Source organism: Brackiella oedipodis DSM 13743 (assembly GCF_000621025.1).
GTDB lineage: Bacteria > Pseudomonadota > Gammaproteobacteria > Burkholderiales > Burkholderiaceae_B > Oligella > Oligella oedipodis.
The window spans coordinates 304,247-327,527 of record NZ_JHZJ01000009.1 but is presented as its reverse complement, the minus strand read 5'-3'; the positions used below and the strand labels follow the sequence as shown (position 1 = coordinate 327,527).

Below are 23,281 nucleotides of genomic sequence, written 5' to 3'. Positions count from 1 at the left end.
AATTTCTGTGCATAAGCGTTTGCATAAGTCTTTAATAGCTGAAATTTTTTCTTAAAAATCAGTCACACCGGCAGGTGTGTTTAGGGATTAACCAGCCGCTTTCACCTGACAGTCACAAAAAAAAGCAATAGGTTGGTCAAACCTATTGCTAAGAGTCTATCGCATCAGCCATCAAACACCTTAATGATTTAGGGCTGATGGCTGTCCTTTACCATGGATCTTTAGCTCGCCGCTATAACCACGAACTAAGCAACCTCATTTATTGCTTACGCTTATTTTTGAGCGTCTCGTTCGCTTTATCGAGTTTTTGTTTTTGTGCATCGAGGCGTTGCTCTAAGGTTTTGATACGGTTTTGCATAGAATCGAGTTTACCGTCGATATTCGTTTGCGTTCGTTCCAAGCGTTGATTCATACGATCAAGGCGTTGGTCGAATTTAGCGGTTTGCTCAGTTTGTGGTGCCTTGACTTTAGCAGCGTCCTCTTGTGCCCAAGCCATAGAAGTAGTTGCCAATAAGGCGCTGATGACAACGGAATATTTAATGCTTTTCATGTTGGATCCTTATAACTTTTAAGATAAGCCAGTCATGCAAGCTATTATGCGCTGCCCTTTGACTGATGAGCGTTTTAAAGTTTAAGTAAATGTAATTGTGATCATATTCCCCATCCCCTACGTCTAACCACGCTAAGATTGGCGATTTACATATTAATACATCTTGCGGTGGGTCTTTGTGCTAATGTAGTAAGTACTTAATCACGCATTATCTCTTATGTTGAGTGGTGCGTTCTATTCTGTTTCTATTTATTAGGAGAATGTGATGAGTTTCTTTTCTAATATCTTAAACAAACTAGGTCTAGACAAGCACGACGATGCTAAGCAAGCCCCCCAAGCCCAAGAGCACAAAGATGGTGCTGCACCACAAGCTCAAGCAGCTCAGGCGCAAACCACTCAATCTCAGGCAGCTCCACAAGGCAATGCGGCTGTTTCTCAATCAGACGTGGTTGCTCAACTAGAAGAACGTGCTAAAGCCAGCTCACAACCTTTGAATTGGCGTACGTCTATTGTAGACTTACTTAAATTATTAGACTTGGATAGCAGTTTAGAGGCTCGTAAGGAACTTGCCAAAGAGTTGAACTGCCCACAAGAGTTACTATCTGATTCAGCCAAAATGAATACGTGGTTACATCAAGCCGTTCTCAAAAAAATCGCCGAAAACGGTGGCAACATCCCTCAAGATTTATTGCATAAATAATTGTTAAGTAACTGTCACTAGCACCAGCTAAGCTTGGCTTAGCTGGTTTTTTTGTGCCTGTGATTATTAGCTATGCAACCATGGCAAAAACCCCATCAGGTCTAAGACTGCAAAGACCCCCAGCAAAAATAAGGCAATGACGGTACCGCTGGCAATCCGTTTGGCACTTGTACCCGTACGCAGATAGTACGTCTCGAGCACGACAAGATTGGCCGCCGGTGGCATCATCGGGCACAAAATTAATGACGTCAGATCGGCGCTAGGTAAAATGTCAAAATAAACCGCAATATGATAGAAACCAAATAAGACGATATAGCCTAAAAAGAAGCGTACGATCGACAAGGGGATATCGCTAATGACGGATTGCGTTGTAATCTTGGCACTGTACAACCAAATTCCCAAAATACACATCCCCATAATGGACATGGCGATTTTAGCTCCCTGGAAGCCCCAGTGAATAAGATCAAGTTCAGTGATTTGTGGATAGACTAAGCGCAGGATTATGCCGATAAAGACGGCAATAATGGCGGGCGACCGTAAGGTCTTGAGGATTAATGATTTATAGTCGTGTTGCTTTTGAAGCACCATGACCGAAAAGGTATTACCAAAGACAGAATTACCGATATAAGCAGAGATCACCACACGACTGGCCTCGTCTCCGAATAAGGCAATCGCTACTGGCAGCGCTAACCACGCGAAATTGATATAACTGACCAATAAGGGTGCCATTCTGTCATGGCGCCAGAACAATTTAGCCAGTCCAAACATGACTAAACAATACAAAAAGCCACCCACGGCCAACACAGCCGTTCCTGGATGATAGTCCGCCAGATTATAAATAATGACGTAAGGAATAATGATACGGGTGACTATTTTAGAGAGCGGTTCACGGATTGTTGGGTAGAAACGCCCAAGCGTCATCCCTGCGATTAGGTAGATAAGTGGTAAAAGTGTTGACATCGCTCACCTTTTAAAAAAGCGCCTATTTGCGCTAAGCGACCAATAAATTAATGGCCAGTGTGATCAAGAGCACCCCCATGGCAATTTCAAACCATTTTTTCTTTTGGAGGAAGAGATCACGTACGGCTCTGGTTGAGAATAAATACGCCACTAACATAAACCATCCTGCATTGACAAAACACATCCAAAGGCCATAGAGCAATTGCACCTTAATGGGTGTGCTGGGCGATACCAGAGACGTAAAAATCCCTAAAAAGAAAATGGTGGCTTTAGGATTGGTGGCGTTGGTGACAAAGCCCTTGATGAGTGAGGCACGTATGCTTTGGGGTTTGGCAGCAAGCTGTTGGCCAACCTGATCTGCGACGGCCTCTGGACTGGGACGACGCGGTCGCAGATTCTGACGAATCATACTTAAGCCCAAATATACGAGATACAGGGCCGAGATGACCTTAATGATGGTAAAAATAGACTGATTGGTATGGACAATAAGGCCAAAACCCAGCACCGTATACAACACATGTAAGGAGATCCCTAGGCCGATGCCGATGGCCGTAATCACACCCGCTTGGCGGCCATTGGAGATGCTTTGTTGGGTGACTACTGCAAAGTCAATGCCGGGTACGACCACTGCAAAAAAATGCACACCCGCTAAAATCAAAAACTCATGGAGATATGGCAATCTAAACCCCAAACATGCAACAACTACTTAGGCAAACCCTAGCAAAAGATCCATTCTACCCCAATGTAGGATTTTGTTACATCAGGTGAAATACCGATGCGGGTCGACAAGACAAACGACGCCGTTAACTTCATGTTGATTTATATCAATCAGTTACTCGTCAGCGGCGCTATTGGCTAATTAGCGCTTAAATATCAGTGAAAACACTAGGGTTGTAAGCAATTGTTTAGCACTACAATGTGACATTTAATTACCTTACATAACGCAGTTTGCGCAGTATTGTCATGGATCCACAAGAACTTCAAGAAATTCACAATAGTCATCTTAGACCCGCCAAATGGTATAAGCATTTATATGTACAGGTCGTCGTGGCCATTATTATTGGTGTGCTCTTAGGTTATTTTTACCCAGAGACTGGAGAAAGTTTAAAGCCATTAGGTGACGCTTTTATTAAACTCGTCAAAATGATTATCGCTCCTGTGATTTTCTTGACGGTGGTCATCGGGATTGCTGGCATGAATAATACCAAAGCGGTGGGTCGTGTCGCTGGCAAATCCATGTTGTACTTTATGACGTTTTCAACGCTGGCGCTGTTTATCGGTATGTTGGTCGCGAATATTACCCATCCTGGTGCAGGCTTGAATATTGATCCAAGCTCTATTCACAATGCCAAGGTCGAGACTTACGCCCAAAAAGCCCACGAAACTACGGTGACGGGCTTTTTAATGAATATCATCCCAGAGACCTTAGTCAGTCCTTTGATCGGAGGCAATATTTTGCAAGTGCTGTTTGTGGCTATTCTTATGGGACTTGCCCTCTCGCACACAGGTGAGCGCGGACGCACAGTGTTGGAATTACTGAAATCGCTCACGCATCCTGTCTTTAAAATTGTCAGCATGCTCATGAAATTCGCTCCCATCGGTGCCTTCGGTGCCATGGCTTTTACCATTGGTAAATACGGCATTGCAAGTCTGATTAATATGTTTGAGTTGGTCGCTACGTTCTACCTGACGTCGATCCTCTTTATCTCTATTGTTTTGGGCTTAGTGGCCAAATATAACGGCTTTTCTATTTTTAAATTAGTTCGTTATATCAAAGAAGAATTGCTACTGGTCTTAGGTACGAGCTCATCCGAAGCGGCCCTACCCTCTTTAATGGAAAAAATGGAAGCCGCCGGCTGCAAAAAATCAGTGGTGGGTTTAGTCATTCCTACCGGTTATTCATTTAATCTGGATGGCACCAATATTTATATGACGATGTCGGCCTTATTTATTGCACAAGCCTGCAATATTGATCTGACATTTACACAGCAATTACTCATTTTGCTCGTGGCTATGCTTAGTTCCAAAGGGGCCGCTGGCGTGACGGGGGCTGGTTTTATTACCTTGGCGGCCACGCTCTCCGTAATTCCAGATATTCCCGTCGCTGGCATGGCCTTGATCCTCGGGATTGATCGCTTTATGTCAGAGTGCCGTGCCTTGACTAACTTGGTGGGTAATGCTTGCGCCACGATTGTGGTAGCGCGATGGGAAAAAGCGCTCGACAAGGAACAACTCAAGCAGGCGCTGGATTAATTTATCGTCCTAGACGAGGCAATGTTGACTAAAAGCTGCTCATTTTTAGGTATATTAATGAGCAGTTTTTTTGACTTAATTGGCAAGGCATAACCATAACATCTGGGGGCGTTAAGCGTTGGCTGCGTTAGGCTCAATGTACCACCAAGAAGCCTAGCGCGCGCAATGTTTACTAGCCCCTGTTTTTGTCTACATGAGGTAAGCCCCATGCATGATACATCTTCGATAACACTCAGCGATCAGGAATTTAAGGCGCTAGAGCGCAAACGCCTTAAGCATTTACTCATCATCCTGGCCTTGGGTTATATGTTTTGCAATATTGATCGCATTAATATTGGCTTTGCCAAATTACAGATGTTGCAAGATACAGGCATTAGCGAAGTGCAATACGGCATTGGTGCCAGTATCTTTTTTATAGGCTATCTCTTATTTGAAATCCCCAGTAATTTGCTGTTTCCTAAGATTGGGGCGCGTCGCACCTTTAGTCGCATCATGGTGTTGTGGGGTTTGGCAACGATTGGCTTAATGTGGGTGCAGAGTCACTACAGCTTTTATGGTTTGCGCTTTTTATTGGGTGTCTTTGAAGCAGGTTTCGCTCCAGGGATGTTTTTTTATCTGACCTACTGGTATAGCCAGCAACATATGGCTAAGGTCATGGCCTTGTTATTGGCCTCAGCCCCTATTGGTAGTGTTATCAGTAGCCCTATCTCGGGCTATATACTGTCCAGGCTCAATGAGGTCGGAGGTCTTAAGGGTTGGCAGTGGTTGTTCTTGCTCGAAGGGATCCCGACGGTTCTTATCGGTATTTTGCTCTATAAATGTCTGGTCGATCGGCCTGAACAAGCGTCCTGGTTAAATGCCAAAGAAAAGCAATGGTTGCTTAATCATAGTGCCATCCACAACAAAAATACAGGTGCCCAAGCCCATCAGCATCGTGATTTTGTGCAGGTGCTAAAAGACTACAAAATCTACTTAATGTCCTTCGCGTACTTTAGTGTGATTACGGGTTTGTACATGGTCAATTTCTGGCTGCCAACCCTTATCGCCAAAGCGGGGGTCACAGATACCCGTCAGATTGGCTGGCTCACCGCCCTGCCTTATTTAGCGGGAGCGATAGCCATGTATGTAGCGGCTAAGAGTTCCGATCATTTTGCAGAAAGAAAATGGCATAGTTCATTAATGTTACTGGCAGGCGCCGTGTGCCTAGGCGTGGCCGCTTACAGTCAAGGTATTGTCATGGTGATGCTGTTTATGACGCTCGCCACCGCCCTAATGTTTGGTGCCTATGTGGTATTTTGGGCCATGCCATCGGCTTATATTAGCGGCACTCAGGCGGCGGGGGCTATGGCGTTGATCAATACCTTGGGTCTGACCGGTGGTCTAGTCAGTCCCAATCTTATGGCCTGGGCGGTCGAGTTTAGCGGTTCCGAAAAAATTGGCCTATTGATTATGTCCGGGTTAATGTTGCTGGGAGCCGTGGTGCAAATCTTTAATCAGGTTCAGCCCAAAGGCCCATGCTCAGATCGTCAGCTAAGGCACGGGCAGTGAAGATTGTTGAGCCCTCGAGCGGCAGCACGGGGTTAGCGTTTAGTGGCGCTTCTGCTCTGCGATAGACATGTTCAAACACGCTTAGCGGCGGGGCTGGCACCGTATAAACACTTCCGTAAAGAGCTCTGACGCTACGACTGAGCGATCTCGGTTCTGAAGGATTGATGCATTAAGCGATTGGCAGACTAAAGTGACTATTAAGGACTTGAGGGTTTAGGCGATTGAGCGATTGGAAGATTAGGAGATTGCGGTATTAAGGTCCAGAGCGCGTCATGGATTAATACCCTCAGCGACTTCTGGGTCAGTGACTGATGATGAGATTCCAAGGCTGCAAAGCCTCAAAAATACCACCCAACTCGAATGCTGACATAAAGCACAGAGTGAGCACAGTCACTATCGTGCAGACAGTCAATAAAACTATAACGCTATGAAATATATAGGGATAAATTTGAATATAGGGAGGGATTTGGAGCGGGAAACGAGTCTCGAACTCGCGACCTCAACCTTGGCAAGGTTGCGCTCTACCAACTGAGCTATTCCCGCGTAAAGATATGAGTGATCATCACTAAAAAATAGATGGGTGATTTGATTAAACCACACCGTCTTAGTAACGTATCGATCACTAAAGAATATAATTATACATGCTATTTTTATAAAATACAAGCTTTTTTTGCAAATTTTCTAACATTTAAATGTTAAAGGCGGGGCTAAGATGAATGAGGTTTTTTGTCTAAGGCTTAGGCGTTGACCCTATGACCTAATACGATAGCCCATCACGATAGCCGATCGCGATAGTCAATAGGCATGCACTTTGAGCCGCCACGCAGCGCTTCTCAGCGAAGGCTGAAGCAAGCAACAAACAAGCGCTCAAGAGATTGATTCCCTTGAGCGCTCAATATGAAACGCCTACGAAGTGACGACAAGATACGGATCGTGATCACTTGTAGTGCTTGTGACTACCTAGTTGATCCTAGTTGATCACGAATAAATCCATAAACTCATTGACTGGCGTTTGTGCCAATTTGTCATGATCATCACATAACTCAAAAATCGCTTGGCTACGTTGTGCTGGGAAGCGTGTTTGTAAATTACGTAGGAATTTTTGTTTGAGTAATGGGATCCCTTCTTCGCGACGACGACGGTGACCAATCGGGTATTCCACTTCGACGGCGTCAGTATGACTACCATCTTTGAAGAAGACCTGGATCTTGTTGGCGATCGAGCGCTTATCTTGCTCCAGGTATTCTTGGCTATAACGCTTGTCTTCGACAATTTCCATTTTGGAGCGTAGCTCGTCAATCAATGGATTGTTTTTGTGGAACTCATCCTCGTAGTGCTCAGCTAATAAGTCGCCAAAAATCAGTGGTACGGCAATCATGTATTGGATGCAGTGATCGCGATCGGCTGGATTCGCTAAGTCCCCAACTTTGGAGATGATGCGAATGGCTGACTCATGAGTAGTGACTACGATCTTATCGATGTCTTGGAGGCGATCTTTGACCTGTGGATGCAGTTTAACCGCACATTCGGCCGCCGTTTGGGCATGGAATTCCGCAGGGAAACTAATCTTAAAGAGGACGTTTTCCATGACGTAACTGGCAAATGGCTGATCCACTTCAAAGGCTTTACCCTTGAAGAGCACGTCATAAAAGCCCCATTTAGGTGCTGTCAATACAGACGGCAGGCCCATCTCGCCTTTGAGGGTGATCATAGCTAAACGCACGGCACGTGAAGTGGCATCGCCCGCTGCCCATGATTTACGTGAACCAGCATTGGGTGCATGGCGATAAGTACGCAAAGCCCCACCATCGACGAAGGCTTGTGACAAGGCATCAATGATTTGCTCACGTGAACCACCTAACATCTTGGTCACTACCGCTGTAGAGGCCAAACGCACTAAGAGGACATGGTCTAAACCAACACGGTTGAAACTGTTTTTGATGGCGATCACCCCTTGGATTTCGTGGGCTTTGATCATGGCCGTGAGCACATCTTGCATGGTTAAAGGGGCTTTGCCCGCTGAGACCGCTTGGCGGCTAAGGTAATCAGCCGTGGCCAAAATAGCGCCTAAGTTATCGGACGGATGGCCCCACTCTGCTGCTAACCAGGTATCGTTATAGTCCAACCAGCGGATGATGCAACCAATATTGAAGGCCGCTGTCACTGGATCGAGCTCATGCGAAGTTCCTGGCACGCGGACCCCATTACGCACGACCGTACCTGGCACTATTGGTCCTAAATGCTTGGTACATTCAGGAAAGCGTAAGGCTAATAAACCACAACCTAGGGTGTCCATTAGGCAATAACGCGCGGTATGGTAGGCTTCTTTAGAATTAATATCGCTGTTGGCAACATAATCGGCAATGGTGACCAGTAACTCATCTGGATCTGGGCGTTGGTTTACATCAACGTTTGCACTCATGCATGACTCCTCTTTTTTTAAAAATAAATGACAAGCACCTAGCCTTGCTCAAAAGCTGGCGTTTAGGTATAGAATACATTGTATAGGTTGCTGTTTTTTTTGTTAAAAAAAGCCCTGCCACCTAGCGTTATCCCGTATAGTCACGGGTTTAGCGGTGTTTGCCACGCCCCGGCGCTGGCATTTCATACTTGTATTTTCTTTAATCAACCCCATATAGCTAAGTAGACATGATGTATGTGTTTTTACATTCAAAAGCACAGGCAGCCTATGTATAGCTTTAAACTATTGGAATGAGTAATTTTATAAATTTTACTTATTTCATTTTTTTGTTTACACTGTACTCAACCGATTAATCAAGCAAAAGGAGTTTTATCTATGAAAGATTTGACTGGTCAAAAAGTCCCTAACGTCACTTTCCACACTCGCAAAAATGATGAGTGGGTTGATGTCACGACCGACGACTTATTCAAAGGCAAAAAAGTCGTTGTGTTCTCATTACCAGGGGCTTTCACGCCAACTTGCTCTGCCACTCACTTACCACGCTACAATGAGTTGGCTCATGCTTTCCGTGACAGCGGCATTGATGACATTATTTGTATCAGTGTAAACGACACGTTCGTAATGAATGCCTGGTTAGCAAACCAACAAGCTAGCAACATCACTGTCGTTCCAGACGGTAACGGTGAATTCACTGAAGGCATGGGCATGTTGGTCGACAAAGACGATCTAGGCTTTGGTAAACGTTCATGGCGTTACTCTATGTTGGTCGATGACGGTGTCATCAAAAAAATGTTCATCGAACCACAACAACCAGGCGATCCATTCGAAGTCTCTGACGCTGACACGATGTTAGAGTTCGTCAATCCAGACGCCAAAAAACCTCAAGCGGTTACCATCTTCACTAAACCAGGTTGCGAATATTGCGCTCGCGCCAAAAAACTACTCAAAGAAAAAGGTTACGACTTCGAAGAAATCGTTTTGGGTCAAGGTTCTGGCGCTTCTACCGTCTCTATCCATGCCCTTACTGGTAAATCTACGGTGCCACAAGTATTTATCGAAGGTAAATACATCGGTGGTAGCGAAGAGCTTGCCAAATACCTAAACGCCTAATGCGTTAGGGTCCATTCAAAACGCCAGCCTTTGGGTTGGCGTTTTTTTTGTGGGGTATATAGCCGTTAGGTTCTGCGGCGTCGCTAGACGCCGCCTCTTAAGTCATTACGTCAGAGAGAACAGCATATGACCACCATCTACAGGAACGGTCACCCCTGTAATAAACGCGCTATCATCACTCAATAGCATCAATAACGGTGCGCGTAAATCGTGCGTATTACCTACGCGTCGGAGTGGCAAGCGCTTAAGAATGGCTTGCTCAATCTCGGGTTGCGCCAATTGCTCGGCAATCATGGGGGTCTCTATATAACTCGGTGCAATGGCATTGACGCGAATTTTAAAGCGCGCCCATTCGAGTGCCAACCCTTTAGTGATCTGCTCAAGCCCCCCTTTAGCAGCGCAATAGGCCAAAAGGCCAGCGCCTACGCGATGGCCCAAAATTGAAGAAATATTCACAATTGAACCGCCTTGGCCAGCCGCAATCAGACGCTTAGCCGCCTCTTTGGCGACGGCCCAGCAGGCTGTCATATTGGTAGCAATGACTTTATTCCATTCCTGCAGCGTAATATCAGTGGCGCGCTTGTGCAAGGAGACCCCTGCGTTATTCACTAAAATATTGACAGTACCAAAGGCTTTTTCGGCCTCGTCAAAGGCTTGTTTAATATTGTCTTCGTCAAGTACGTTAAGCGCGACAGCGATGACCTTGCCCGCACCCGGCGTTTTGGCATTGGCTTGATTGACCTGCTCCACAATGTTTTTGAGGGCATCGGGACGGCGAGCCGTAAGGACTACATTAGCGCCACTCTCGGCCAGATAGGCGGCAAAATCACGCCCCATCCCCCCTGTACCTCCAGTGACTAAAGCCACTTTTCCGCTTAAGTCGTATTTTGTCTCTGTAAGCTGTGGCTTGGCGGCAGCTGCCGTGGTTTTTGGATGATTGTTTTGTGCTTGCTGCTTTTGTGACTCCATGATTGCTCCTCCATTAGGTTCAAGTACTTAGGGTTGAATCGCTTGAATATAATTTTGGTGTAAGACGCCCACCAATTGGGTCGCATCTTGCTGACATATAAAGTCTAGATTGTCTGACATGCCGCGACTTTGCATTAAATGCGCAAGACGCCCTTGGCTAATAACATCATAGGCCTTGGCATTGGCATAACAAAAATAAGCGGCCCAAGCCGCATCACTACAATTAAAGTTAGCGGCTCCTCCCTGCGCTAGCAAACATGCGACCATGCAGCCAGCCCCATAAAAATCCTCAAGACTAAAGTGACCATGTGAACCTGAGCAGATGAGCACAATGTCTTGATCGGCTGGGTTATGTGCAAGTACATGCTTAATAACGGCATTAGCGTTACGCAAACTCGCCGCATAAGTGGCTGCAAATGTCGCCGCATAACGCAAGGCCACTGTGCCGTTAGTGGTGGCGTATATAAGATCCTTGCCCGCCATCTGTGGCTGATTGAGCGTTAGCGGCTCATAGGACATATAACCTTCAAAGGCTTGTGCCATTTGTTCGCCAGCAATGACCCAATTATCATGGGGCATTTGTTGGCCTAATTGGATAGCATCATCGAGACTGAGCGCGGTATAGACTTTGTTCACACCGGCTTCGAGTGCACTCGTAATAGAGCTTGTAGCAAAAATAATATCTAAAACAATAGCAATGCTGGACTGATGATTATGCTGTTTTAGGTCCTCTTTTCGTAGGACCACTTCGATTCGACGCATGATAATGCTTTCACCTTTTTTGTCAAAAACTATGACAGTCGTTTGGGGTTATTGATCTGTAATTTGAGCGCCGTCAACTGCACTAAAATCTGATACACCTTGCCTAGCAACGGATCATCAAAAGCGGCCTGCTTGATGTCCTCAGTGAGTTGCTGCACCGCGACGACACCCTCTCGACGTGGCCATTGCTGTTCGGCATAGAAAGCCTCAAGTAACTGATCTTGTTGTTGCAGATAATGGCGCTTACTGCCCTCGATTTCACGGTAGGCAATCCCCATCGCATTGGCGATCATGAGGGCATTCATGGTTTGCGACGGCGGCAGCTCTGCCAGTATTTCTTTGAGCAAGACATTGCGGGCTGTTTTGAGTAAATTGGTCGCATCTGGCTGCTCTTGATAATAGCGATTTAATTGATCTTGCACTGCCGTGTCCTGCGGCTCATAGGCCACTGGCACTTCAGCCACCGCAAATGTCTGCCCGGTATAAGCCTGATAGAGTTGCTGCATTTGCTCGAGTGCATCTTGCTGAATTTCAGCCGTCATGCGACCTGTGAGTGCTAATTCTAGTGACTCTTGTTGGCCTGACAGATGGCGTTGCGCCTGCTCAAAGGCAATCGCCAGCCAACGTAAGGTTCCTAGTACGGCATAATAAAGCACTAATTTATCATCGACGGCATGACCACTCTCGGCCTCATAACCCGCATATAAGTCGGCTTTGTCACCAACCCCGCCAGCCTCACGTTCTGGATGACCAAAGCGCCAACAGCGACAGCACATCCACCCCAAGTCGTCATAAGGACTAGACCAAGAGGTAAACTCCCAATCGAGTAAGGCGGATAACTGCCCTTCATGCACTAAATAATTACCGCTACGAAAATCGCCATGCGACAGTACGGTGGGCTCCTGTGCTGGTTGGAATTGTTGTAGTAATTTAAGTCCTAACTCAAGCACCGGTTGCGGCTGACTCAGCTTAGCGCTCAGAGCCTGTAGTTCTGCAATCCGTTGCTGCGCTGGGCTTGGTGTAGGTTTACTCAAAAACGGCAGGATCTGAGGATCATAGCGAATCTTATGCAGTCGTGCGATTTGTTGCCCTAGGTTGTAGGTTAATTGTTTACGTTCGGCGTCACTTAAGGTTTGGTCTTTAGCGAGTTCACGCCCGCCTGCCATCCCTGGCGCAAAAGCCATCACATAAAACTGGCTACCCAGTACTGAGGTGTCTTCACACAAAAAATACGGTTGTGGAACGGTGACACCAGCAGCGGCCACCGTACGCAGCACCTCGAACTCTTGTTTACGACTCAGACTGACTGACAATGATGCGGGCGCATCACAACGGACTACCCAGCGATGCGGTCCCGGCATCGTCCCCCCCTCGAGTTCGACCTCGAGCAGGTGGTTCTCTTGCACGGCGCCACCGGTCAGTTGTTTAAATTGCTGCACCTTGATGTCAGTGGCGCCTGTTTGCTTTTTGAGGTAGGCAAGTAGCACCTCTAAACGCTGTTGTTTATCCACGATCACTCCTTTGGCTTAGACAACGGCATGCGAATGACCGCCATCGACCACGATAATGGAACCAGTCATATAAGCACTCGCTTCATCGCTGGCCAGCATTAAGAGTGGCACTCTAAGGTCCTCAGTTTGGCCCAGGCGCCGCATGGGAATATTTTTGATGATTTTTTGGCCCACTTCACTATTGAAAACTTCGTGGTTGATGGGCGTATGGATATAGCCAGGAGCCAAGGCATTGACTCGAATATGATAACGTGCCCATTCTATCGCTAAAGACCGCGTTAATTGGTCTAAAGCACCCTTAGCAACGGCATAAGGCATAACGCCTTTGCCGACACGATGACCTAAGACGGACGATATATTAATAATAGAACCACTTTGTTGCGCTTGGATTAAACGCTTGGCGGTCTCTTGCGCTAGGGTCCAGCAGGCGTTGATATTGGTTTGCAGCACTTGATTGAATTCTTCGGGACGCAAATCAATCGCCATCTTGGTGATGGCAATACCCGCGTTATTGACCAGCACATTTACAGTACCCACGTCTTTTTGGATTTGTTCAAAGGCTTGCTGGACACTCTGAGCATCAAGGACATCCATGACGATAGGATAGGCACGACCGCCTTCAGCCTTGATGGTGTCGGCCAGCTCCTCGAGCACGGCTTGGCGACGCCCCGCCAGAATAACGGTGGCGCCACTTTGTGCGAGATACTTTGAAAACGCTTGACCTAAGCCTCCTGATGCCCCTGTGACGAGCGCTATTTTAGTTGTTAGATCAAAACTCGCTGACATAAAACCTCCTTTGGGTGTAGAGGACTACGCTTGGAAGGCGATTTCGTCCTCGTGTACGACTTTTTTTATGTTTTGGACGTGCAAAATCCCCGCTTGTTCAGCGGCTTTGGCGTCTCCTGCCAGCACCGCCTCGCAAATTCGCTGGTAGTCTTGGACGCGAATTTGTCTGAGTTTAGTGAGACGATGGGTATAAATAATCGGCACATAAATCCCTGTGAAAATGCGCTTGAGATCATCATTGGCAGCCATATCCAAAAGGATTTTGTAAAAACTGCGCCGCTCTTGATTGAAACGATCGAGATCGTGATTGAGCTCATCGTCCTTGAGTCGTTCGATAGTATGCTCAAGTGCTCGACGATAGCGCGCATGATTGACATTGCGCACGGCATTGCGTGCTAAAACGCCTAGCAGGCATTCGGCCACATCCAAAAAATCGAGCATTTGTTGCTTGGTTAAGGTGCGAATCGAGGCCCCTTTGTGACGATAAATCTCTACCAAACCGACCGTTACTAAACGCTGGATGGCCTCTCGCAAGGTATTGCGACCAACACCAAAACGCTTCATGAGATCGGCTTCGACTAAACGTTGCCCTGGAACAAAAATCTGATTTTCGATACCGTCGACGACGCCCTGAAAGACAATATCCGTGGCACTGCGCCGTTTTTGGTGGCGCTTAGCTGGGGCTGACTTCGCTTTAGCACGGGCTTGAGTGTCATTGACGGGATTATTGGCTACTTCCACAATATTCCTTTTTGGTGTTCAAAAACTAGTATTGTATCCTAGGATATCCGAGTACTAACACGTCTGCTGAATTAATAGGCATTGACTTTTGCGCGATTTGGAATTAGGCGCAAAAAGCTGCAATACATTTTGCGTAAAACACTTATTCGAGCGCCTGTAGGGTCGCTTTTTTGAGCTTTTTGGCCAGGGACCATTTGTGTACTTCGGTCGGCCCATCGTAAATTCTAAAAGCACGCACTTCGCGGAAAATCAGCTCTACCAAGCCATCGCGCGTAAGACCAAAACCACCCATGACCTGGATGCAGCGATCGGTGATACGGAACAAGGCCTCAGCCACGGCAGCCTTGGTCATAGAACTCTCTTGATTGGCTTGCTGACCCTGATCAATTTGTTGGGCACACCAGTCAATCATCAACGCGCATTGCTGTAATTCGATTTCGTTATCGACCAGTTTAAATCCAACCCCCTCATGATCAATAATCGGCTTGCCAAAGGCTTGGCGCTTGACGGCATAGGCTTTGGCGATTTCTTGGGCACGTACAGCGCAACCGAACCAGCGCATGCAATGCGACAAGCGGGCAGGCGCTAAACGTACTTGCGCATAACGAAAGCCTTGATGGACTTCACCTAATACCTGGCTCGCAGGCAAGCGCAGATTGTCGATCTTGATCAGACCGTGACCGCCGGGGGCACAACTATCGATGGTATCCAGCACTTTGACGATCTTGATGGCGGGATTAGGCAGATCCACCAAGAACATGGTGGCTTGTAATTTTTCGGATTCCTGGCTGGTTTTGGCCATGATAATGCCTACTTTGGCGCCCTCAACACCGGTAATAAAAATCTTGGTGCCATTGATGACCCACTCGTCACCCTCTTGTACAGCAGTGGTTTGCAGCATAGAGGGGTCTGACCCTGCGCCCTGATCGGCAGCCGGTTCGGTCATAAAAAAGGCCGAACGAATCCTACCCTCGACTAGCGGCTTTAGGAAATGCTCTTTTTGGGTGGGATTGGCGATTTTGGCCAGCATTAGCATATTGCCTTCGTCGGGGGCGCCGGTGTTGAGCGCTATTGGACCTAAGGGTGAGATGCCACTGGCTTTGAGGACGGCGGCGGTTTCGCGCTGATTGAGATGGGAACCATCGGGCAGAATATGCGGGGTCATGAGCTTAGCGTCGCGGGCTTTTTGGCGCATTTCTTGGACCAAGTCCTCGGACGGGCCATGATTAGTAAAGCGCGGATCCTGCTCATAAGGAATGATGGTTTGACGAACGAATGCTTCGACCTGTTGTGCAATTTGCTGGCTACGGGCACTAGGATAATCGGTGTATAACATATGCAAGCCTTTATCTAGGGACAATAACAAACAAATTGTAGGACTATTTTGTAGGTGACTAAATCCTAAAAAACCCTAGGTTATTGTAAGCGAAAACTCGTCTATTTTTTGTAACAAAAACCGCTATTTAGGGATATCTACCACAGTCACAATTAGCTTCATGGTGTTTAGAAAATAAGGTATACAATTAACGTTTTACTTCTTCATTTCTTCACCACCCATGAAAAAACCTTGGCTTATCCTGATTGTTGTCGTGGTCGTTATTGCTGGCGTTGCAGCGTATTTTTACAATCGTCATCTCCAAAACAAAACTCCAGAGGGGGTTTTGACATCAAATGGTCGTCTGCAAATGCAGCGTGTCGATGTCGGCGGCCTCTATGCCGGTAAAGTCAGCGAGGTCCTCGTCCAAGAAGGCGATATAGTCAAAAAAGACCAGGATCTAGTACGCTTACAATCGGATCAATACAAAAACCAAGAAAATGGTGCCAATGCGCAACTACAAGCGGCCAAAGAAAATGTCAGCCAAGCCGATGCCCAAATTAAGGCCGAAACAGAGCAACTGAACATCGCTCAGCTTGAACTCAAAGATGCACGGGCGCTGTATCGCGATCATCTCATTTCTGCCAGTGAACTCAAGCACCGCCAAATGGCTGTAGCAGCGCGCCAAGCCGCTTTACAAGCTGCCAAAGCCCAAAAACAACAGGCTCATGCTTCTGTCGATGGCGCCCAGGCGCAATTGGATGCTGCGACTTCGAGCACGAATGATTTATTAATCAAGGCTCCCATCGCTGGTCGGGTGGAATATCGTTATGCCGAACCCGGCAATGTAGTTGCCGCTGGCCATCCCGTCGTGAGTTTATTAAACCCTGCCAATGTCAAAATGGCCATTTATTTAGCCACAGAAAACAGCGCAAAATTGCAATATGGTCAAGAAGCGCGCATCCAATTAGATGGTATTGATGCCGTCTGGCCAGCGCACGTCAGCTTTATTTCTGGACGGGCACAATTTACCCCTAAATATGTCGAGACCAGTAACGAACGCAAAAAAATGATGTATCGCGTCGAGGTCAAAATTCCTGCAGAAACGGCCTTGAAATATAGCCAACTCCTCAAAAGTGGTATGACGGGTGAAGTCTGGCTCAAAACAACGGCACAAGATTGGCCCGCTGATTTAGCGATTAAATTACCTTAGATCGCTAACTGCATAGCGTTTGCAGAGCCGCTATGCTTATTTGTTGAGCGACTTATTACTCTAGCCGTATGAATTCGAATACAAGCAATGCGATCGAGATCGAACACTTAAGCCATCGCTTCAAGAAGAACCAAGCGCTTAAGGACGTTTCTTTTTGTCTCAAAGCGGGCAGTACTGCCGGTTTAATTGGCCCTGATGGTGTCGGTAAATCAACACTACTCTCTATTATTGCGGGCGTACGCATTATTCAAGAGGGCTCGGTCAAGGTCCTAGATGGCGATATGCGCAGCAAAAAGGTTCGTAACCTTAATTCCAAACGTATCGCTTTTATGCCCCAAGGCTTAGGCAAGAACCTCTACCCTACGCTATCTGTCAAAGAAAATATCGATTTTCATGCCCGTTTATTTGGCCTTAGTAAGGCGCAACGACAAGCTAAGATAGATTCTTTGTTGCGCGCCACAGGGCTCGACCCGTTCCCCGATCGTCCTGCTGGTAAATTATCGGGCGGCATGAAACAAAAGCTTTCCTTGTGTTGTGCCCTGGTGCATGACCCCGAATTATTGATTCTGGACGAGCCGACTACCGGTGTCGATCCGCTCTCACGACGGCAGTTCTGGGAATTAGTCGATAGTCTGCGCGTTGACTTACCCGATATGACGGTCATTGTGGCCACGGCCTATATTGATGAAGCAGAGCATTTTGAATATACGCTGGCCATGAATGATGGCGAATTATTAGCGATTGACAAAACTCAGCATTTAATTGAAGCCGAACAAAGTGCCACCCTAGAGGATGCTTACATCAAATTATTGCCCTCCTTAGAAGGCGAACGTTTTGATTTTGAACATATTCCTCCTTTCAAAACCGAGCCGGGGAGCGAGCCCGTCATTTTTGCCGAGCACTTAACCAAAACCTTTGGTGATTTTACGGCGGTAAATGATGTGAGTTTTAAGATTGAGCGCGGCGAGATCTTCGGCTTTTTGGGGTCTAATGGTTGTGGTAAATCGACTACCATGAAAATGCTCACCGGCCTTCTTGAACCAACCTCTGGGCATGCTGAGTTACTCGGTCACAGCACGGTTGACGGTGATGTAGATACCCGTTTACGCGTGGGTTATATGTCACAAAACTTCTCTTTGTATGAGGAGTTATCGGTTCGCAAAAATTTACTGTTGCACGCCCGTCTCTATCAATTAGATCCCAGCAAAGAAAAAGAAATCGTCGAGCAATCTCTCGAACAATTCCAATTACAGGAGGTGGCCGACGAAAAGCCAAATAGCCTTTCTTTAGGCATTCGCCAACGTTTGCAATTGGCCGCGGCTTGCCAGCACAAACCCGAAGTCTTAATTTTGGATGAACCCACTTCTGGTGTTGATCCTGGCGCCCGCGATATGTTCTGGGAGCATCTTATCAAGCTCTCAAGACAGCAAAAAATCACGATTTTCGTTTCCACACACTTTATGAACGAGGCTTCGTGGTGTGATCGTATCTCCTTAATGCATCAAGGTAATTTACTCGATATTGGGAGTCCAGAAGAGCTACGTCGCAAAAAACATAGTGAGACACTGGAACAGGCCTTTATTGCTTACCTCGAGGAAGTCGAACACACTGATACACCATCGGCACCAGCTCCAACGCCCTCTACGCCAGACAATATGAGCACCGATGCCAAGCCAGCCGCTGAGCAGGCGACGCTTGCCGCCGCGGAATTTAAGACCTCGATATGGAGCAATATTTGGACGTTTGCGGTGCGCGAACTCAAAGAATTAATTCGAGACCCAATTCGCTTGCTGTTTGCCTTTATTGGCCCCATCACCTTAGTCGTGACGGCGGCCTGGGGTATTTCTTTTGATATTAATAATGTACGTATTGCCGTGGTGGATCGTGACCAAAGTCAATTGAGTCATGAGTTGATCCAGCAATTTAGTGAATCTCCGTATTTTGCCTTGACCGAAAAAGTGCATGACGAGACGCAAATTGATGAAATCATGCGGCGTGGCAAGGTGCGGCTACTAATTAGTATTCCAGAGGATTTTAGTAAGTCCTTGATGCAGCAGCAACAACCCGAAGTCGCTTTTTATGTGGACGGTTCAATTCCTTTTATTGCTGAAAACATCAAGGGCTATGTCTTAGGGATTTTGAGTGAATATAGCATTAGCATGGCGCAGCGCTATGGCCAGGATGTCAGTCAAGCCAGTGACTTAGTGAGTCTTCGATATATTTATAACCAAGAATTTCGTAGTATTTTATCGATTGCTCCTGGCATGATTATGATGGCCTTAATGCTTATTCCAGTCGTTATGACAGCGCTGGGTGTGGTGCGCGAGCGTGAGATTGGTTCTATTACCAATCTATACGCCTCACCCGCCAAAGTGCCTGAGTTTCTCATGGGTAAACAATTGCCCTATATTGGCTTGTCCTTTTTGAGTTTCTTAGTGTTAGCGTGGCTGGCCATTATGGTGTTGCAAGTGCCCATCAAAGGCTCATTTCTCGCGATGGCTATCGGCGCTTTATGCATGGCCTGCGCTAGTACCGCCTTAGGTTTATTAATTTCTTGCTTTGTAAAATCGCAGATTGCGGCGATTTTTGGCTCGGCCATTATCTCCTTAATCCCCGCCCTTAATTACTCAGGCCTATTATTCCCTACCGCCACCTTGACAGGCGCAAATTATATCGTCAGTCTCTTGTTCCCGAGTTCATGGTATCAGCGCATTAGTATCGGCGCTTTCAGTAAGGGTTTGGGCTTTGCTGATTTTGCGCATTTGTATGTCATCTTGTTAGCCTTTGCTGTGTTTTATGTGGCCTTGGCATGCTTATTCCTGAAAAAACAGGAGGCCTAATCATGCGAACACGTCTAAGAAATATCTGGTATTTGTGTGGTAAAGAGCTACGTAGTGTGCTCGAAGACTACACCTTAATGGCGCTGATTGTGGTGATTTTTTCGGTGGTGACTTACGCCGTCGCGGTCGGTGTAAGCACAGAGGTCAAAAACGCCTCAATTGCAGTGCTCAACGAGGATCACTCCAATCTCTCGTATCGTATTATTGATGGCTTTCATGCGCCATACTTTAAGCCCATCCAAAACATTGAGCGGCAAGAGATTGATGACGCTCTCAATACCGGTAAATATACGTTTATTCTAGATATCCCTGTCGATTTTGAAAAAGACATGATTGCCCAACGTCATCCAAGCATTCAGCTCTTGACAGACGCCACTGCCGTCAGTCAAGCGGGGCTTGGCAGTGCCTATATTGAGCAGATTATTCGTGACGAAACGGCGGCTTATTTTGCTCAAACCCCTGCCGTCGAGCAATTGCCCATTAAGGCAGTGACGCATATTAAATACAATCCTAATACACTGTCCGAATGGTTTATCGCCCCTATGCAAGTGGTGGTCAATACCAGCTTATTAGCTATGCTGCTGGTAGGCGCCGCGATTATTCGTGAGCTCGAGCGTGGCACGATTGAGCATTTATTGGTGATGCCTGTGAAAGCCTACGAGATCGCGCTCGCCAAGATCATCAGTAATAGTTTGATCATTACAATTGCTGCCATTTTGTCCTTATACTTGGTGATTCATTTATGGATTGGCGTACCCCTGCAAGGCTCGGTGTTCTTATTTACGCTGAGCACGGTGATTTTTTTGTTTGCCGCCTGCTCTTTGGGTATTTTTCTGGCCACTCTCACGCCTTCTATGCCGCAGTTTGGCTTATTGTGTATTCCCTTATATGTGGTCATGCGTTTGTTGTCTGGCTCTGAGTCACCACTCGAGTCCATGCCGCATGTCATTCAAGTCATGACGCAATTTTCGCCGCTCACACAATTTGTCTTGGCCGCCCAAGGCATTATCCTACGTTATGCGGGATTCGATGTGATTTGGGTTCATCTGCTTTATATGACACTCATGGCCATCGCCTTTTTCACTCTGGCGCTGATCCGTTTTCGTAAAATGCTTTCTCAACAAGGCTAGCTTGGTCTTTTTATGGCAAAACTATGATGATTCGTCTAAAACCTCTTTATCTACTGAGTATTTGTGCCCTGGGTTTGGCGGCATGCAGTCCTACCAAAGTCAATATGGTGAGCGATGTGCCGGTACCGGTAGGCTTTGAACATACGATGGCGGGTCCCGAAACCGCTATTGATCAATGGTGGCTGAGTTGGCAGGACCCACAACTCAATCAGCTGATTGCAAATGCTTTGCAAAATAGCAAAGATCTCGCTTCGACCCGTCATAAGCTGCAAGAAGCTCGACAAATGGCGCGTTTGGCCCAGGCTGACATGGGACCGATAGCGGGGCTAAATGGCAATACAGGTTTACAGGCAGGTCGTATCAAGAATCCTTTATCGAGCGAAACTCGTCAGGTCTTTGATTATCTAAACTCTGATGAGTTAGGGAGTTCTTCCTTGAGTGGCACAGGTTTTCATGCGGGTGGCGGTATCGCGGCCAGCTGGGAGCCTGATATTTTTGGTGCTAAAGGCAGCGATGCTGATGCGGCGCGCCATGGCGCCTTGGCACGGCAAGAGCAATTGCATGGTGCCCAAATGTTGGTCGCCAGTGATATCGTAGATTACTACAGCCAGATGCAGTACTATCGCCAAAAGAAACTACTGGCCCAACACCAGGTGCAAATTCTCAATCAACTCAAACGCTATGTACAGGGCCGCTTTAAGGCGGGTCAAGCCTCGGCTTACAACATCCAAGAAGTCGAAAGCAAGATTCAAGCGGCGCAAGCCCAGGCCAATACGTATCAGGCGCAGGCGGATCATGCGGTACGCCAGATTGCTGTGGTGAGCGGCGCCGTGCCACAGAACTTCAGGGTTCAAACGCCTAGCTACGCTTTGGGCAGCAATCTGCCGCCGCTGCCGACGGGACAAACGCCCGCCAACGTACTAAACCGCCGCCCCGATGTGCGCGCCAAACAGCAGCAAGTCTATATCGCCTCCGCACAATTAGCCAGTGCCAAAGCCGATCTCTTACCGCGTTTTCAGCTTAATTTCTTGGGCCAAGGCGGCACGGTCAAACTCTCAAGCGATGTCCCTCATATGCATGGCGTGGGTGGCATTCTTAATGCCTCTATGCAATTGCCTTTATTTACCAATGGCCGTATTGACGCCAATATCGATGCCAAGGATGAGAATCTTAAATCCAAGTTGAATGACTATGACCATACCGTCCTGAAAGCCTTGGCCGAGGTCGATAGTAGTTATCAAGCGCAGTCGGCACTTAATCAGCAGGCACAAGATCTAAAAAATGCGGTCGATACGGCGCAGACTCAAGCGCACTCTGCTGCAAAATTATTCAAGCATGGTCAGCAAACGCTGGACACCACTCTACGCAGTCGCTTGGATGCCAATGATATGCAAGACAAAGCACTACAAGCGAATCTAGCGCGCGTACAAAATATGATTAATTTGTATAAAGCCCTAGGGGGTGGCTGGCAAAGCCGTACTTTGTAGACGCTACTATCGAGTCAGTGCGCGTGTGCGTATGGCTTCGTTGAAAGTACGCTTATACAGGAGTGCAACTCTCTGAGTAGCACTCTACTCGAGGGTCAAAAGCACCGAGGCGGCGCCTAATTTTGCGACAGCCCTTGAAAAATCAGCTTTCACCCTCATCTACTGATGTATAGGCCACAGTTGGCTAGTGATTGATCCTTCACTTTGTAACGCCCTGCTTACATTTTTAACAATCATTACAATCAATTGCTTGCTAAGCACTGTGAGTCGTTATATCTTAGTATTAGTTTTATCTACAAACATAGAGGAGAGAGTTAATGAGTTACCAACTTCCAGATTTACCATATGCTTATGATGCTTTAGAACCGCATATCGATGCCAAAACCATGGAAATCCACCACACTAAACATCATCAAACCTATGTTAATAACCTTAACAAAGCCGTAGAAGGTACCGAGTACGCTGACCTACCCGTAGATGAGCTAGTCGCCAAAGCTAAAGATCTTCCTAGCGATATCAAACAAGCCGTGATCAATAACGGTGGCGGTCATTCTAATCACTCTTTCTTCTGGACGGTCATGGCCAAAGACGGTGGTGGCAAACCTGAAGGCAAATTAGCCGAAGCTATCGATGCAGCCTTTGGTAGTTTTGACGATTTCAAACAAAAATTCATCAAAGCCGCCACTGGCCGCTTTGGTTCTGGTTGGGCCTGGTTGGTCGTGGGTCAGGACAAAAAACTTCAAGTCACTGACTCTGGTAACCAAGACAGCCCACTTATGGATGGTTTAACCCCTATTCTTGGCCTAGACGTTTGGGAACATGCTTACTACCTCAAATACCAAAACCGTCGCCCAGAATACATCGAAGCCTTCTTCAATGTCGTTAACTGGCCAGAAGTAGCACGTCGCTTCGAAGAAGCCTCTAAATAATCAGCCATCTATGATGACTGCAGCCTCGATCTTGATCGGGGCTTTTTTATGCCCT

General features: G+C 47.0%; 19 protein-coding genes and 1 tRNA gene. 9 read left to right on the top strand and 11 right to left on the bottom strand.

The genetic code is table 11. The annotated features are described in order from the left end of the window. Positions 1-259: 259 nt before the first annotated feature. Entirely contained in the window at positions 260-550 is a 291-nt protein-coding gene (locus tag Q335_RS0101480; RefSeq protein ID WP_028357110.1) for a hypothetical protein, read from the bottom strand. Positions 551-815: 265 nt separating this feature from the next. On the opposite strand from Q335_RS0101480, the gene Q335_RS0101475 reads away from it, so the two are divergent. Beyond that, complete coding sequence (locus tag Q335_RS0101475) at positions 816-1,250, top strand: DUF3597 domain-containing protein (protein WP_028357109.1); 435 nt, start codon at positions 816-818, stop codon at positions 1,248-1,250. Between the two features lie 66 nt (positions 1,251-1,316). Here the strand turns inward: Q335_RS0101475 and Q335_RS0101470 are convergent, their stop codons facing one another. Then, positions 1,317-2,210 (bottom strand): AEC family transporter, encoded by an 894-nt coding sequence (locus tag Q335_RS0101470; protein WP_028357108.1) that lies wholly within the window; start codon positions 2,208-2,210, stop codon positions 1,317-1,319. Between the two features lie 31 nt (positions 2,211-2,241). Next, on the bottom strand, positions 2,242-2,889 hold the full coding sequence (locus Q335_RS0101465; protein WP_028357107.1) for a LysE family translocator: 648 nt from the start codon (positions 2,887-2,889) through the stop codon (positions 2,242-2,244). A 284-nt stretch (positions 2,890-3,173) separates the two neighbouring features. Between Q335_RS0101465 and Q335_RS0101460 the strand changes: the two genes are divergently transcribed. Together Q335_RS0101460 and Q335_RS08885 are read left to right on the top strand one after the other, a co-directional pair. Beyond that, positions 3,174-4,463 carry a dicarboxylate/amino acid:cation symporter gene (locus Q335_RS0101460; protein WP_051532211.1) on the top strand — a complete coding sequence of 430 codons (1,290 nt, stop codon included), beginning with the start codon at positions 3,174-3,176 and terminating at the stop codon, positions 4,461-4,463. A gap of 207 nt (positions 4,464-4,670) precedes the next feature. Next, on the top strand, positions 4,671-6,011 hold the full coding sequence (locus Q335_RS08885) for an MFS transporter (protein ID WP_051532210.1): 1,341 nt from the start codon (positions 4,671-4,673) through the stop codon (positions 6,009-6,011). Between the two features lie 467 nt (positions 6,012-6,478). Here Q335_RS08885 and Q335_RS0101445 read toward each other — a convergent pair. Beyond that, positions 6,479-6,554, bottom strand: a tRNA-Gly gene (locus tag Q335_RS0101445). A gap of 427 nt (positions 6,555-6,981) precedes the next feature. Continuing rightward, positions 6,982-8,433, bottom strand: a complete 1,452-nt coding sequence (locus Q335_RS0101440; RefSeq protein WP_028357104.1) for a bifunctional 2-methylcitrate dehydratase/aconitate hydratase — start codon at positions 8,431-8,433, stop codon at positions 6,982-6,984. A gap of 375 nt (positions 8,434-8,808) precedes the next feature. On the opposite strand from Q335_RS0101440, the gene Q335_RS0101435 reads away from it, so the two are divergent. Continuing rightward, positions 8,809-9,543 (top strand): glutathione peroxidase, encoded by a 735-nt coding sequence (locus Q335_RS0101435; protein ID WP_038369142.1) that lies wholly within the window; start codon positions 8,809-8,811, stop codon positions 9,541-9,543. A gap of 105 nt (positions 9,544-9,648) precedes the next feature. On the opposite strand, the gene Q335_RS0101430 is transcribed toward Q335_RS0101435, so the two are convergent. The 6 genes from Q335_RS0101430 to Q335_RS0101405 form a co-directional block, all read right to left on the bottom strand. Beyond that, a complete protein-coding gene (locus Q335_RS0101430) occupies positions 9,649-10,512 on the bottom strand; it encodes an SDR family NAD(P)-dependent oxidoreductase (protein WP_084493493.1) in 864 nt (287 codons plus the stop codon). A gap of 27 nt (positions 10,513-10,539) precedes the next feature. Continuing rightward, the gene (locus Q335_RS0101425; protein WP_028357101.1) at positions 10,540-11,274 is read right to left on the bottom strand and encodes a 2-phosphosulfolactate phosphatase; all 735 of its coding nucleotides are present in this window, start codon (positions 11,272-11,274) and stop codon (positions 10,540-10,542) included. Between the two features lie 29 nt (positions 11,275-11,303). Then, on the bottom strand, positions 11,304-12,785 hold the full coding sequence (locus Q335_RS08880; RefSeq protein ID WP_051532209.1) for a phosphotransferase family protein: 1,482 nt from the start codon (positions 12,783-12,785) through the stop codon (positions 11,304-11,306). A 15-nt stretch (positions 12,786-12,800) separates the two neighbouring features. Further along, complete coding sequence (locus tag Q335_RS0101415) at positions 12,801-13,571, bottom strand: SDR family NAD(P)-dependent oxidoreductase (protein ID WP_028357100.1); 771 nt, start codon at positions 13,569-13,571, stop codon at positions 12,801-12,803. Between the two features lie 24 nt (positions 13,572-13,595). After that, complete coding sequence (locus Q335_RS0101410) at positions 13,596-14,312, bottom strand: GntR family transcriptional regulator (RefSeq protein ID WP_084493492.1); 717 nt, start codon at positions 14,310-14,312, stop codon at positions 13,596-13,598. A 142-nt stretch (positions 14,313-14,454) separates the two neighbouring features. Continuing rightward, positions 14,455-15,648, bottom strand: a complete 1,194-nt coding sequence (locus Q335_RS0101405) for an acyl-CoA dehydrogenase family protein (RefSeq protein WP_028357098.1) — start codon at positions 15,646-15,648, stop codon at positions 14,455-14,457. A gap of 220 nt (positions 15,649-15,868) precedes the next feature. On the opposite strand from Q335_RS0101405, the gene Q335_RS0101400 reads away from it, so the two are divergent. From Q335_RS0101400 to Q335_RS0101380, 5 genes are all read left to right on the top strand, one after another. Then, positions 15,869-16,840: an HlyD family secretion protein gene (locus Q335_RS0101400; RefSeq protein ID WP_028357097.1), complete on the top strand. Its 972-nt coding sequence runs from the start codon at positions 15,869-15,871 to the stop codon at positions 16,838-16,840. Between the two features lie 68 nt (positions 16,841-16,908). Then, entirely contained in the window at positions 16,909-19,680 is a 2,772-nt protein-coding gene (rbbA, locus tag Q335_RS0101395; protein WP_028357096.1) for a ribosome-associated ATPase/putative transporter RbbA, read from the top strand. A 2-nt stretch (positions 19,681-19,682) separates the two neighbouring features. Beyond that, positions 19,683-20,810, top strand: coding sequence for an ABC transporter permease (locus tag Q335_RS0101390; protein ID WP_028357095.1), 1,128 nt, complete (start codon positions 19,683-19,685; stop codon positions 20,808-20,810). A gap of 23 nt (positions 20,811-20,833) precedes the next feature. After that, entirely contained in the window at positions 20,834-22,297 is a 1,464-nt protein-coding gene (locus Q335_RS0101385; protein ID WP_051532208.1) for an efflux transporter outer membrane subunit, read from the top strand. Positions 22,298-22,614: 317 nt separating this feature from the next. After that, positions 22,615-23,226, top strand: coding sequence for a superoxide dismutase (locus Q335_RS0101380; RefSeq protein WP_028357093.1), 612 nt, complete (start codon positions 22,615-22,617; stop codon positions 23,224-23,226). Positions 23,227-23,281 lie beyond the last annotated feature (55 nt).

Bases quoted from the DNA above. Each gene is read 5' to 3' on its own strand.
- Q335_RS0101390 (WP_028357095.1), top strand. From the start codon at position 19,683: ATGCGAACACGTCTAAGAAATATCTGGTATTTGTGTGGTAAAGAGCTA.
- Q335_RS0101460 (WP_051532211.1), top strand. From the start codon at position 3,174: ATGGATCCACAAGAACTTCAAGAAATTCACAATAGTCATCTTAGACCC.
- Q335_RS0101470 (WP_028357108.1), bottom strand. From the start codon at position 2,210: ATGTCAACACTTTTACCACTTATCTACCTAATCGCAGGGATGACGCTT.
- rbbA (WP_028357096.1), top strand. From the start codon at position 16,909: ATGAATTCGAATACAAGCAATGCGATCGAGATCGAACACTTAAGCCAT.
- Q335_RS0101405 (WP_028357098.1), bottom strand. From the start codon at position 15,648: ATGTTATACACCGATTATCCTAGTGCCCGTAGCCAGCAAATTGCACAA.
- Q335_RS0101400 (WP_028357097.1), top strand. From the start codon at position 15,869: ATGAAAAAACCTTGGCTTATCCTGATTGTTGTCGTGGTCGTTATTGCT.
- Q335_RS0101430 (WP_084493493.1), bottom strand. From the start codon at position 10,512: ATGGAGTCACAAAAGCAGCAAGCACAAAACAATCATCCAAAAACCACG.
- Q335_RS0101435 (WP_038369142.1), top strand. From the start codon at position 8,809: ATGAAAGATTTGACTGGTCAAAAAGTCCCTAACGTCACTTTCCACACT.
- Q335_RS0101475 (WP_028357109.1), top strand. From the start codon at position 816: ATGAGTTTCTTTTCTAATATCTTAAACAAACTAGGTCTAGACAAGCAC.
- Q335_RS0101380 (WP_028357093.1), top strand. From the start codon at position 22,615: ATGAGTTACCAACTTCCAGATTTACCATATGCTTATGATGCTTTAGAA.
- Q335_RS0101415 (WP_028357100.1), bottom strand. From the start codon at position 13,571: ATGTCAGCGAGTTTTGATCTAACAACTAAAATAGCGCTCGTCACAGGG.
- Q335_RS08885 (WP_051532210.1), top strand. From the start codon at position 4,671: ATGCATGATACATCTTCGATAACACTCAGCGATCAGGAATTTAAGGCG.
- Q335_RS0101425 (WP_028357101.1), bottom strand. From the start codon at position 11,274: ATGCGTCGAATCGAAGTGGTCCTACGAAAAGAGGACCTAAAACAGCAT.
- Q335_RS0101440 (WP_028357104.1), bottom strand. From the start codon at position 8,433: ATGAGTGCAAACGTTGATGTAAACCAACGCCCAGATCCAGATGAGTTA.
- Q335_RS0101385 (WP_051532208.1), top strand. From the start codon at position 20,834: ATGATGATTCGTCTAAAACCTCTTTATCTACTGAGTATTTGTGCCCTG.
- Q335_RS0101480 (WP_028357110.1), bottom strand. From the start codon at position 550: ATGAAAAGCATTAAATATTCCGTTGTCATCAGCGCCTTATTGGCAACT.